General features: G+C 31.9%; 13 protein-coding genes and 1 pseudogene. All 14 read right to left on the bottom strand.

Going from position 1 to position 13,077, the window contains the following annotated elements; genetic code table 11:
* Positions 1–30: 30 nt before the first annotated feature.
* The 14 genes and pseudogenes from metK to pheT all read right to left on the bottom strand — a co-directional run bounded on the left by metK (position 31) and on the right by pheT (position 13,072).
* Positions 31–1,212: a methionine adenosyltransferase gene (metK, locus tag AZF37_RS04400; RefSeq protein WP_088369735.1), complete on the bottom strand. Its 1,182-nt coding sequence runs from the start codon at positions 1,210–1,212 to the stop codon at positions 31–33.
* A gap of 5 nt (positions 1,213–1,217) precedes the next feature.
* Entirely contained in the window at positions 1,218–2,219 is a 1,002-nt protein-coding gene (locus tag AZF37_RS04395) for a hypothetical protein (RefSeq protein WP_088369734.1), read from the bottom strand.
* 2 nt (positions 2,220–2,221) lie between these two features.
* The gene (gene rpoZ, locus AZF37_RS04390; RefSeq protein WP_162473888.1) at positions 2,222–2,509 is read right to left on the bottom strand and encodes a DNA-directed RNA polymerase subunit omega; all 288 of its coding nucleotides are present in this window, start codon (positions 2,507–2,509) and stop codon (positions 2,222–2,224) included.
* 4 nt (positions 2,510–2,513) lie between these two features.
* Positions 2,514–3,122: a guanylate kinase gene (gmk, locus tag AZF37_RS04385; RefSeq protein WP_088369732.1), complete on the bottom strand. Its 609-nt coding sequence runs from the start codon at positions 3,120–3,122 to the stop codon at positions 2,514–2,516.
* A 17-nt stretch (positions 3,123–3,139) separates the two neighbouring features.
* Positions 3,140–4,012: a YicC/YloC family endoribonuclease gene (locus tag AZF37_RS04380; RefSeq protein ID WP_088369731.1), complete on the bottom strand. Its 873-nt coding sequence runs from the start codon at positions 4,010–4,012 to the stop codon at positions 3,140–3,142.
* Positions 4,013–4,112: 100 nt separating this feature from the next.
* Entirely contained in the window at positions 4,113–4,508 is a 396-nt protein-coding gene (locus AZF37_RS04375) for a hypothetical protein (RefSeq protein ID WP_088369730.1), read from the bottom strand.
* Positions 4,509–4,961: 453 nt separating this feature from the next.
* Complete coding sequence (locus AZF37_RS04370) at positions 4,962–5,243, bottom strand: hypothetical protein (protein ID WP_162473887.1); 282 nt, start codon at positions 5,241–5,243, stop codon at positions 4,962–4,964.
* A gap of 79 nt (positions 5,244–5,322) precedes the next feature.
* Positions 5,323–5,703, bottom strand: a complete 381-nt coding sequence (locus AZF37_RS04365; protein ID WP_088369728.1) for a hypothetical protein — start codon at positions 5,701–5,703, stop codon at positions 5,323–5,325.
* A pseudogene (locus AZF37_RS04360) lies at positions 5,696–6,435 on the bottom strand (ABC transporter ATP-binding protein). The gene AZF37_RS04365 and the pseudogene AZF37_RS04360 overlap by 8 nt, the downstream one beginning before the upstream one ends.
* A gap of 11 nt (positions 6,436–6,446) precedes the next feature.
* Positions 6,447–7,856 (bottom strand): sodium-dependent transporter, encoded by a 1,410-nt coding sequence (locus AZF37_RS04355; protein WP_088369727.1) that lies wholly within the window; start codon positions 7,854–7,856, stop codon positions 6,447–6,449.
* A gap of 40 nt (positions 7,857–7,896) precedes the next feature.
* A complete protein-coding gene (gene recD2 / locus AZF37_RS04350; protein WP_088369726.1) occupies positions 7,897–10,044 on the bottom strand; it encodes an SF1B family DNA helicase RecD2 in 2,148 nt (715 codons plus the stop codon).
* Between the two features lie 12 nt (positions 10,045–10,056).
* Positions 10,057–10,386 carry a lipopolysaccharide assembly protein LapA domain-containing protein gene (locus tag AZF37_RS04345; RefSeq protein WP_088369725.1) on the bottom strand — a complete coding sequence of 110 codons (330 nt, stop codon included), beginning with the start codon at positions 10,384–10,386 and terminating at the stop codon, positions 10,057–10,059.
* A gap of 122 nt (positions 10,387–10,508) precedes the next feature.
* Positions 10,509–10,676, bottom strand: a complete 168-nt coding sequence (locus AZF37_RS10380) for a cell division protein ZapA (protein ID WP_162473886.1) — start codon at positions 10,674–10,676, stop codon at positions 10,509–10,511.
* Between the two features lie 2 nt (positions 10,677–10,678).
* Positions 10,679–13,072, bottom strand: coding sequence for a phenylalanine--tRNA ligase subunit beta (gene pheT, locus AZF37_RS04340; RefSeq protein WP_088369724.1), 2,394 nt, complete (start codon positions 13,070–13,072; stop codon positions 10,679–10,681).
* Positions 13,073–13,077 lie beyond the last annotated feature (5 nt).

The raw sequence follows: 13,077 nt of genomic DNA, 5'->3' as shown, positions 1-13,077 counted from the left end.
CTGGATACTGAATGAGAAAACACTTCTTTCCTATTGAAAAGCTTTCTTTAACGCCTCAACTTTATCTACTTTTTCCCAAGGCAAATCTAAATCATGTCTGCCGAAATGACCATATGCCGCTGTATTTCTATATATTGGTCTACGCAAATCAAAATGTCTAATAATTGCTGCAGGTCTTAAATCAAAATTTTCATTAATAAGCCTAATCAGCACATCGTCTCCAACTTTTCCAGTTCCATATGTATTTACAAATACAGAAATAGGTTTAGCAATACCAATTGCATAAGATAATTGAATTTCACAACGGTTTGCAAGACCCGCAGCTACAATATTTTTTGCTACATAACGAGCTGCATAAGCAGCTGAACGATCTACTTTTGTTGGATCTTTACCACTAAAAGCACCGCCCCCATGAGCAGCAGCACCACCATAAGTGTCTACAATGATTTTGCGACCTGTTAAACCAGTATCACCCTGAGGTCCACCAATAACAAATCTACCTGTTGGATTGATATGATACTTAGTATTTTCATCTAGTAAACTTGAATCTATAATAGGTTTAACAACTTTCTCAATCATATCTTCATAAATTGTTTCTTGTTTCACAGTTGGATTATGTTGTGTAGAAATAACAACTGTTTCAACTCTAACTGGTTTATCATCGTCATATTCGACAGTTACCTGTGTCTTGCCATCTGGTCTTAAATAAGGGAGTTCACCGGACTTTCGCACTTCTGCAAGTCTCTGTGCAAGCTTATGAGCCAATAAAATTGGCAGAGGCATAAGTCCCTCAGTTTCATCAGATGCATAGCCGAACATCATACCCTGGTCACCAGCCCCAATAGCATCTTCTGAAGCATACTCACCCCGTTTACCTTCTTCTGATAAATCTACCCCTAAAGAAATATCTTTAGATTGCTCATCTAAGGCAACCATAACACCACAAGTATCACAGTCAAAACCATATTTTGCTCTTGTATAACCAATTTCTCTAATAGTTTCACGAACAACTTTTTGAATATCAATATAGCAGTCTGTGGAAATCTCACCAGCTACAACAACTAATCCAGTTGTAACAAATGTTTCACATGCTACTCTGCCTTTTGGATCTTCTCTTAAAATTGCGTCTAATACGGCATCAGATATTTGGTCACATACTTTATCCGGATGGCCTTCAGTTACTGATTCTGAAGTAAAAAATTTCTTAATCATATTTATCAACTTCCTTCTAACATTGTTATGCATTCATTAATCACTGCTTGGCTTAACTCGTCAATTTTCTGATAAGAAACAACCCTAAGTGAATGCTCTCTCGTATATAGTTTTGAAAAACCTTTATATCCAGTCCTGCTTTTATTATCCTTTTCATTGCTGATAATGCCCTGAATACCGGTGTTTTCAAAATAGTAATCTATGCTATCTAGATCCATCTCATAACCGTCAAAAAATTTCATAATTACCTGGTTATTAGAAAGCAAACCCTTATCTTTAAAAGGTAAATAGGACTCTTCTAGTTCAGCATAAAATTTTTGATACTCCACATGGACTTCTTCTCCATCGGATAAACTAAATCTTGGAATCTTACATCCATCCAATATTATATCATACTTAAATGCTTTTGCGTTTAAAACAGATTTATATTCTTCAATATTTTCCACATAAATAACATCTTCGGCAAAAGAAATTGGTTTTTGATCCTCTGTAGTTACAACCGTTAACAAACCACCGTCTAATGTTATTTTTTTTATCAGGGAATATAAAAAATTAGGGTTTTGATAACCAGCTAAATAATGTTGACTATCAAAAGAAGATTTTAGCCCACCTACTGTTACTAAAAAACTATATTGGTTCAGTTTATTACTTTTAAAATTACACTTAACAGTTTCAATAATAGACTGGGTATTAAAGCGTTCATCAACAGTAACACCTAAATAAGGTAGCTGGTTTTCAAACAGAAAATCCACCACCTCATTTTCTCTATTATCACTTTCCAAATCGGCTTCAAACTCAGTATTTATAGGGTATACAATTAAAAAATCAAAAGAGCCCTCCTTCGTTAAATACTTTTCCCAATAATAGAATGGAAGTAAATTTTCACTAACTTTAGTCTTTAAAATATTAACATCAAAGCCAGCACTCTCAAAATCATCTATTAACCGAAAAACACCGTAGGCCTTCTCGTCTTCATGTAAGGCTAGAAGAATTCTTTTTCTTTTCATTGTTATTTTTCCTCATTAAATGAAAACTCAAGTTCACCTTCAGCCAACTCATTAAGTGCAACTATAATTGGTTTATGATTTTTTAATGCTTCTCTTTCTTTATCGCTTAAATGACCTGCAAATTCTACAGGCTCTAATGATTTATTTTTATCCTGCTCTTCCTCTATTCTTTTTTCTTTTTCTTCCATTGAAGCTAGCTGTCTACCTCTTTTAGCTGCAATCATAGCTAACATATACTTACTTTGTACTTTTTTTAGGATTTGACCAATATTAATTCTTTTATCTTCCATTTCTTCACTCCTCAATAAATGCATCTACATCAATCGTTCTTTTAAATAAACGACATTTTTCAGCCATTAATATAGCTTCCATTTTATCAACTGCCTTATCAACTTCGTCATTTACAACTACATAGTCATATTCGGAAATATAGTTTAATTCTCGTCGAACTTCTTCCATCCTTTTTTCAATATCCTCCATAGAATCTCTACCTCTATTATATATCCTATTTTTAAGTTCTGTAAAGGATGGTGGCATTACAAAAATGAAAATTGCATTTTTGTAATTCTCTTTAATTTGCATCGCTCCTTGTATATCAATTTCTAATATAACATCATAGCCCATTTCCAACATTGAAAAAACTTCTTCTTTCAATGTGCCATAATAGTTCCCATATACTTCCGCATATTCAAGAAAAGCACATTCAGTTATCTTTTTAATGAAAACTTCTCTTCCAATATAGTGGTAGGAAACCCCAGGAATCTCAGCGCCTCTACAGTCTCTACTTGTAGCTGAAACTGCACAATGAACACTAGAGTTACGTTCAATTAAGGCTTTACACAAAGTACCTTTACCTGCACCAGAAGGACCTGATAAAACAATCAGAGAGTTTTTAATAAGCATAGTGAGTCCTCCTTCTATTATTCTATATTCTGTACTTGCTCTCTTATTTTCTCCAGCTCACTTTTTAAAATAACCACTGCATTGGCAATGGTAGTCACACTTGATTTTGAGCCTATCGTATTAATTTCTCTATTCATCTCTTGAATCAGAAAGTCTAATTTTCTGCCAACAGCGTCCTCATCATTTAAAAGACGTTCAAATTCTTTAATATGAATCCTCAATCGGACAAGCTCTTCAGTTATGCTACTTTTATCCGCAAAAGCAGCAACTTCATAAGCTATTCTATCTTCATTTACTGGTACTTGATCCAGTAAACTCTCAATTCTTTCCCTTAAGCGAATTTGATAGTCTTTAACAACTTCTAAGCTATCTTCATCAACAACTTCCAAAGTTTTTGATATGAGCTGAAGCCTCTTCAATAAATCTGTCTTCAAAGCCTCTCCTTCTAAACGCCTCATAACACCAATTGTTTTTAAAGCTTCATTTAAAGCATTAGACACTGCTGGCCAAAGTACATCTTCCTCTTCTACTCCTTGACTTTTAATTACATCTGGATAACGTAATATATCTTGTAATGACAAACTGCTGGTCATGCCTAAATGATTTTTCACCTTTTCAGCTGCCTGAAAATAGCTTTCAGCAATACTTAAGTCCAAATCTAATTCACATGGGGAGGTCCCATTATTTCTAATATCTAAATAAATGGAAAAAGTACCTCTCTTAAAGGTATTTTTAATTGCTTTATCAATTTTTTCCTCAATGGATAATAATCCTTTTGGCAAACGTATTTTAACTTCAATAAATCGATGATTAACTGAACGCGCTTCAATAGTATAAATTTTACTCTCAGTTTCAAAAGAACCCTTGCCAAATCCTGTCATACTGTTCATTTATTATTATTACTCCTTCCATTCACTTAATTTACTATATTTAATAAATTATACCAAAAATCAGACAAGAAAAAACTCTTTAAAAGAGTTTTTTCTTGCTTTAACTTTGTATTCTGCTTATTCTGCTACTTCCAGTCTTTTTTACTAATAAAATAACTAAACCAGTTAGTATTAAACCTAGTACATAGAATACTAAATAAATCACCAGTGATGGAATTGGTACTGCTAATCGAGCAAATCCCAAAACAACACCAATAATAACAATAACTCCTATAAAAATTAAACCAATAAGCATAGAAAATAAACTATTAAGATTCTTATTAATACACATTTTTGGTGTTGTCCATTTCATGTAAGGTCTTAAACTATCCATAAGAACAGACATCAGTGTTAATGGTAATAAAAATAATGCTGATAATAAGAACAGATTGATTAAATCAAATAATCCCAATCCTATTATAGCCCCAATTACTAATGCTACAACACTAGTTAACAATGAAAATACGTAGGCTATAATTGCCTTGCTCCATTATAACCAAGAACTTTTTAATGGAAGCAGTTTCTTTATATAAAAATAGTTACCTTTATTATTACAATCCAAATAGCATTTTCACTTTGCACAAAATTATTAACCTCATGCATTATACCTTGAAATCCTTCTTCCTTTGTATCGATTTTATTAAGAAAGTAAAAAGGTATTAAACAGAAAAATGGCATTAAAACTGCTGAGAAAAGAGTATATAAAAAAACATAGGTGTTTTAAACAAATATATAAAATCCCACTTGAGCAAAGCTTTAAAAGGACTTTCTGCTTTATTAACACCAGTAATTTTCCCTTTTTTCTTTTTCCCTGTCGATTCTAACTTAGCTAAAATAAACCAATTATAATATACTCTTGTAGCTACTTTAAAGAATATAAACAGGATTGCAATAGAAACTACTAAAAATATTAAAAAATTATAAAAAGGACTAAAAAAATAGCTCCAGCAAGAGGATAGATACCAGAATAATTAAGGAATGATTGAGCAGCTCCTAAAAGCTCTAAGGAATTAGTATTACTATTGCTCAATATTGGGCCTAAAGCTGAAATAGAAAAACTAAAAATAATAATTATAAGAGTTCCTATAAATGATAAAACACCTCGTGCACCTTTTGTAGTCAATACTCTGCCTAATAATAAAGTAATAATACCGACAATTACTAGAGTTAATGCAGGTAATAAAACAATCACAGTTGTAGCAACCAACCAGTAAATAGGATTACCATAGGGAATAACATATGCAAAAACTAAAGGAATTAAAATTAAAATATTACTTAATAATATATAAAGTATAAATAAATTTACTATAAATAATATGACTGGTTTTAATAGGCATTGGAATAATTAATTCTGTATTTTTATCTTCAATAAACATATTAAAGAAAAGAGAAAATCCCTCAACTAACATAATTAAAAAACAATAAAAATACCAATTTTCAAACCTTGCCTCAGGAAAGCCGAAAACATTGCTTATTATACCTAATGCCAAGGCCAGAAAAAAGAAAACAATACCCATAATAAATTTAACAATTAATTTTAAAATACTTGTTAGGATAGGCCCAACTCTGCCTTTTTTAGTCATATAGGCAATTTCAGAAATACCACTAGCTTGTTTAAAATAAATTTTCAATAATTCTTTGATACTATTCATTGTCAATAATCTCCAATACAATATCTTCAAGAGACTCATCTTTAAATGCTTCTTTAATTTCTTTAATAGAGCCTATTGTTACTAATTCTCCTTTTCTAATAATACCAATTCTATCACATAGTTTTTCAACAACTTCAAGAATGTGACTTGAAAAGAACACAATATTGCCTTTTTCAGCATGTTTCTTCATTATTTCTTTTAAAGTAAATGCTGACTTAGGGTCTAATCCAACTAAAGGCTCATCTAAAATCCAAACTTTCGGTTCATAAATCAAAACACCAATAACTGCCAATTTCTGTTTCATACCATGAGAATAAGACTCAATAAAATCATAAAGATTATCTTGAAGAGCAAGGGCCTCACTGTATTCCTTAATCCTAGCTTCTCTTAAATCTTTAGGAACTTCATAAATATTATCAATAAAATTCAAATAATCCATACCTTTAATTTTTCCGAAAATACTCGGTGTATCAGGAGCATAACCAAACATTTTTTAGTAGCTTCTGGGTTTTTCACAATATCATTGCCACCCATAGTAATAGAACCACTATCAGGTCTCAATAAACCAGTCATCATTTTAATCAATGTAGTTTTGCCAGCTCCATCAGGACCTAGAAAGCCAAATATTTCTCCTGGTTTAACCTCAAATGACACACCATTAACTGCCGGTTTATCATTTGGGTTATAACGTTTAATTACCTCGTTAATTTTAATATCTGTTGTATTTGCCATAAAATTCCTCCTTAAATAGTAATGCCTAAAAGGCTTAAAATACCAGATACCTTTAGGAAAATAAAAAATAATACAAAAGGTGTAAGCTTTAAAATCCATCGGTAAATTTTTATTGCTTTTATATTATTAATTGAACCAAAATTACTCAATTCATTAATAACTGTTTTTTCATCCATTTTATAGGCCACAAGAATTGCTGTAAACATGCCAATTAATGGCATAAATATATTGGAAACTATATAATCAAATATATTGGTAATTCCTGATTTTTCAATATCACCAATACGCATAACCAAAGTGCTATCTCCGAAATAACTAAAAAGAGAATTACCGAGGCTTGGTATACTACCAACTATCATTATTACGGCTATGACAATCCAGACTGTTGATAATCTACCTAATCTCGTTTTTTCACTGATAACAGCAATAGGAACTTCTAATATAGAAATTGCTGCTGTAAAAGCTACAATACCAGTTAAAAAAAAGAATAAAAACATAACATGTTGACCCAGAAATACATTTGAAAATAAAACAGGCAAAGATTCAAATAATAAATCAAATCCAGCCAGTGGCAAACCAGAACCATTTCCTGAAAAAAATCCTGAAAAAACAGCAAAACCTGCTAGTACTGAAACTACTAAATCAATAATAATAATTTTTGCTGCAGTACTCATTATTTTAGTTTGTCCATCAGAATAACTGCCATATATAACCATAGAGCCAATTCCCAAAGATAGTTTAAAAAAGCTAAGACCCAAGGCAGTAACTACCACTGCACTAGTAATTTTACTAAAATCTGGGCTTAACAAAAACTTTAATGCTGAACCTGCTTCAGGTAAAAGCGCTCCCCGAACTACAGCAATTATAAGAATAACAATTAATAAGGGCATTAAAATTTTGACAACTCTTTCAATTCCTTTTTTAACGCCAAATGATAAAACAATCCCTGCTAAAAGTAGAAATCCAACTTGCCAAAAAAAAGGCTCTGCAGATCCATTGAAATTACTAAAAAGAGTTTTAGCAACCCCTACATCCGTAATGCCATTTAACTGACCAGTCATAGTTGTATACGCATAACGCATCACCCAACTTGCAAATAAAGTATAATATGCTAAAAGAAGCATAGCTGCAAAAGTTCCAAGCCATCCGAGAGCGCCCCAAGACTTTCTCCCTCCTGCTTCAGTATATGCATCAACATTATTTTTATGGGCTTTTCTACCAATAAAAATTTCGGCTACCATTATTGGGAATCCAGAAACTAATAAACAAATAATATAAACTAAGATAAAAGCAGCTCCGCCATTTTCCCCTACTAATGCTGGAAATTTAATAATATTTCCAACCCCTAATGCAGAACCTAACATAGCTAAAAGCGCACCAATACTACTTCCAAAACCATCTCTTTTTTTAATATCTTCCACTCTGACACCTACTAAAATTTATATTTTTAATAATTATACCTTAAATCCTCCATTTTTCCAGTAGCAAACTCAGTTTTTCCTTAAGGCTTGTATTCCTTTTATCAATAGTATCTTTTTCAAGTGCAATAGCTAGGGCTTTATCATTGCCTATTAATATAAATAATTTTTTAGCTCTAGTTAATCCTGTGTAAATCAAGTTTTTCTGAAGCATCATAAAATGCTGATTGACTAGAGGCATTATAACAACTGGATACTCACTCCCCTGGCTTTTATGAATAGTAATAGCATAGGCTAATTGAAGCTCATCCAGCTCAGTATGCTCGTAGGAAATTAATTCATTTTCAAACTGTACTAACAAACTACTATCACTTTCATCAACTTCTGCTATTCTCCCAATATCTCCATTAAATACATTTTTATCATAGTTATTTTTTAACTGCATCACTTTATCCTTTACCCTAAAAGTATACTCTCCAGAAACAATAGCTGGACCTAATGGATTAAATGTATTCTGGAATAGCTCATTTATTGTCTTTGTACTAACAATTCCTTTTTTAACAGGTACTAATACTTGAACATCATTAATTGGATCCACACCATATTTTTTAGGCAATCTTTCTTGGCATAGCTTTTTTATTAAAGTAAAAATACGTTCTCTCTTAACTTCTTTAATATAAAAGAAATCATCATCTTCATTATTATTAACTTGAGGAAAAATCCCTTTATTTATTAAGTGTGCATTAGTAATAATTTTACTTTCCTTACCCTGTCTAAAAATCTCTTTTAGGTAAACCGTTTTGATTAAGCCAGAACCAATCAAATCCTGCAACACGTTACCAGGACCAACTGAAGGTAGTTGATCAACATCTCCAATAAAAATTAATGATGCAGAATCTGGAACTGCTTTAAGTAAATGATAAAAAAGTACAATATCAACCATAGAAAATTCATCTACTATTACTACATTACAATCTAGAGGATTATTTTCATTTCTATTAAAACCTTCTAGAAGAGAAAACTCTAATAAACGATGAATAGTTTTGCTTTCTTTACCTGTAATTTCACTTAAGCGTTTTGCAGCTCTTCCTGTTGGCGCAGCAATTAGAATTTTTTGATTAATCTCCTCTAAAGCTTGAATGATGCCTAATGTTGTGGTTGTCTTACCCGTTCCTGGGCCTCCAGTTAAAATCATAATTTTTTCTTTTAAAGCATCTAAAATAGCTAGTCTCTGTTCTTCATTATAGTTAAAATGATTTTTCTCAACAACTTTTTCTAGAACTTTTTTTCTTTCCCTTACTGTAAATTTGCCACTCATTAAAATTGATTCCAGCCTCTTTACCGCTCCATTTTCACAAACAAACAATGAAGGAAGATAAATAGCTTCTGGACTTTCGAAAATCGCCTCATCATCCATAATCATACAATCAAGACTATCCTCAAGTAAATAGGCTGAAACTCCTAATAGAGCTTCTCCTTCAGTTAGTAAGTTTTTTTTATCTACATAAACATGACCTTTGCCACTGTTCTGAATTAGCAAATAACGTAATCCAGCTTTAGCTCGTTTTAAAGATTCTCTTTCAAAGCCCATTGTAGAAGCTATTCGGTCAGCAATATGAAAACCTATGCCAAACACATCTTCAGCTAAAGCATAGGGATTTTCAGAAACAATTCTTATGCTATCATTTTTATATGTTTTATATATTTTTAAAGCATAAGTAGATGACACCCCATGACTTTGTAGAAATATCATAACATCCTTTATTTCTCTTTGACCTTGATAAGAAGAAACAATCTGCTCATATTTTTTCTCACCAATACCTTCTATTTCAAGTAACCTTTCAGGATATTTTTCAAGTATCTCCAGTGTATCCTCTTTAAAGTAGTTAACTATCTTTTTGCCATAAACTGCTCCAACTCCTTTAATTAAACCACTTGATAAGTATTTCTCAATGCCTTCAAGAGAGTTAGGTAAATGTTCTTTATATTCAGAAGCTTCAAACTGTTCTCCATATTTAAAAACACCAAATCGGCCCTTTGCTTCAAGTAAAAGGCCGACTGAAATACCGGCAAAATAGCCTGTTACAGTAATTAAATTATTTTTCAATTCTTCTCTTAATCGTAGAACAGTAAAACCATTTTCTTCATTTTGATAAACGATTCTCTCAACTATTCCGACTAGTTTTCCCATCTAACTCTGTTCTTACTCCTCAGTTTTTTTGACTTCTTCTTCTTTCTTCAAAACTTTTTGTTCTAATTCCTTAAGTTGTTCTTTTAGTTTAAGCTCTCTCTTACTAAGAGTTTTAACGGCCTTTCTTTCCTGATCCAATTTATTTTTTAAAATTAAATTTTTAATTGAAAATGAAAGATAAGTAAGAACCACACCAATTAACAAACAGGTTAGTAAGAGAACACTTAGAGGGATACCATGTAACATAATGCCAAAAAAATTAAAATCGATTGTTTGGGTATTAAGTTGTCCCAACACTATACTTACGATTAATAAGAGTAATACAAGCACTAATACAAACATACATTCACCTCTTTACTTATTTTTTGAACCTAATTCCATTTTTTTTGCAACTTTGATTAAAGACTCATAATCTTTTTCTAGTTTTTTATGTTTATCCATAAATTGTAACATGACTAAGGTCATCATTTCAATTTCTGATGAAGTACCTTTTTTGAGGCTCTATGAAGAAGTTGATCTAATTCTTTTGCTAAATTATCGATATAATCAGTTTTTTCATCAGTTTTAATAGCATATGGTCGATTGAAAATTGTAACTGAAACAACATGGTTTTTCTTATTCGTAAATTCCACCCCTATCTTAATTTAGCGCCAAGCTCATATTGTAATCCTTTTAATATACCATCATGAATAACACTTACTTTTTCATCAGTTAATGTTTTATTTTTATCTTGATAAATAATCTGATAAGCTACACTTTTATAGTCCGCTTCAATTTGAGCACCCTCATAAACATCGAACAAATGGTAATCAACTACATTCTCAGCATGAGCAGCTTTTTCTACTACTGATTTTATCTGAGCCATTGAGACATTTTGCGGCACAATAAAAGCCATATCTCTTTCTACAGAAGGATACTTGGGTAGGGGATTGTATTGAGGTACAGTTTGGGGTTTGAAATTTTCAAGGGTAATTTCAAAATAATATATTCTTTCCTTAATATCATAAGCTGCAGCAACTTGAGGATGAAGCTCTCCAATGATGCCTACAACTTGATTATCAATTAAAATAGTCCCACATCTCCCTGGGTGATAAGTTTTATTCTCTACTTCTCTCTCTAATCTAAAATCAGTACCAAGGCTGTTAATAAGGCTTCTTAATATTCCCTTTAAATAAAAGAAATCAACAGACTCTTTACCATACCATTGCTTAATGTCACGACCTAAAATCAATGCACCTAAGCGCTGTTCTTCAAGAGGCTTCTCTTGTCCCGCTCTTTTAAAGATACGTCCTACTTCAAATAAAGAAAGATCTTTTTGCTGCCTTTTATAGTTACTACTAGCAATTTCTAGGATGTTAGGTAAAAGCATCGTCCTCATTACAGACTGATTTTCACTAATTGGGTTCATTATTTTAACAGCATCTCTTTCAACAGCGATATTGTCCAATCTTATTTTATCAAAATAATTAGGATCAATAAAGCTATAGGTTATTACTTCATTGAAACCAAGTGCTGCCATTTTATTTTTCGCCTGACATCCTAAAGTAATCTTAAAGTCTTGATCTAAGACATTTGTAGTTCCTTCTGGCAGTATTGCTGGCAATTTATCATAACCATAAATTCTAATAACTTCTTCAATTAAGTCAACATATGAAGTAATATCAATTCTGTGTGGAAGGGGTGTAACCCCTAATATATTATTTCTTTCTTCAACTTTAAAATCAAGTTTTTCAAAAATATTAATCATTTCTTCTTTAGAAATTGACATGCCTAATACTTTGTTCACACAATCGACTTCAACATAAATTACAGGTATATTTTGTTTAACAGGGTATGAATCGGCATAAACCTCCTCAACCTCACCCATATCTAAAAGTTCTATTAAATAGGCAGCCCTATTCATTGCAATTAAAGTATTATCTTCTGATAAGCCTTTTTCAAAACGGCTAGAAGCCTCTGATCGCAAGCCTAATTTTCTACTTGTTTTTCGTATATTAGCACCATTAAAATGAGCAGCTTCTAATAGAACATTCTTAGTATTCTCTGTAACTTCGGAATTCAAACCACCCATAACCCCTGCTAAAGCCACTGTTTTTTCATCATCACAAATTGCCAACATTTCCTCAGTTACTTCTCTTTTTACACCATCTAAAGTAACAAAAATTTCATTGTTTTTTGCTTTTCTAACATGAATCCTATTAGATGCCAATGTATCTAAATCAAAGGCATGCATTGGGTGTCCTAATTCCAACATTACATAGTTTGTAATATCAACTAAATTACTAATAGGTCTTACACCTGCACTTCTTAAAAAGTTTTGAAACCATAAAGGGGATGGACCGAGTTTAATATTTCGAATGACTCTGGCAATATAGCGATGACAGAGCTCTTCTTCTTCAATGTTAACAGTAATTAAAGAGGCATCTTCTACACCCTCTTTAATCTCTAAAGGTTTAATATTGGTATCGTAGGCAATGGCTACCTCACGAGCAACATTATAAATACCATAGCAATCGGATCTATTAGGTGTTAAATCAATATCTAAAATATCATCATCTAGACCTAACACTAATTCAATGTCCGCTCCCAATACAGTTGTTTCAGGTAATGGCAAAATACCATATTTTTCAAAATCATTTAAGACACTTGAATCTATACCTAATTCTTCTCCTGAACATAACATTCCAAAAGAGCTTACACCTCTTAATTTACTTTCTTTAATAGGTCCCTGAATAACTTTTCCACCGATTAGTGCTACTGGTACAACCATTCCTTCATATACATTATTAGCCCCTGTCACAATAGTTAAAACTTCCTTACCTACATCGACTTGGCAAATGACTAACTTATCAGCATCTGGATGCTTTTCAATTGTAACAATTTTTCCTGCCACAATAGATGAAATGCCATTTCTAAGAGATGAGACACTTTCCACTTCCAAACCCAAACCCGTTAACTCTTTTTCTAAGCTTGATGCTTCAAGAGTATTTGTAACATATTCATTAAGCCAATTCTTACTTACTAACATTAAAG

It is taken from the genome of endosymbiont 'TC1' of Trimyema compressum, assembly GCF_001584725.1.
Lineage (GTDB): Bacteria > Bacillota > TC1 > TC1 > TC1 > TC1.
The sequence above is the reverse complement of the archived record's forward strand: the minus strand, read 5'-3'. Positions and strand labels throughout refer to the sequence as shown.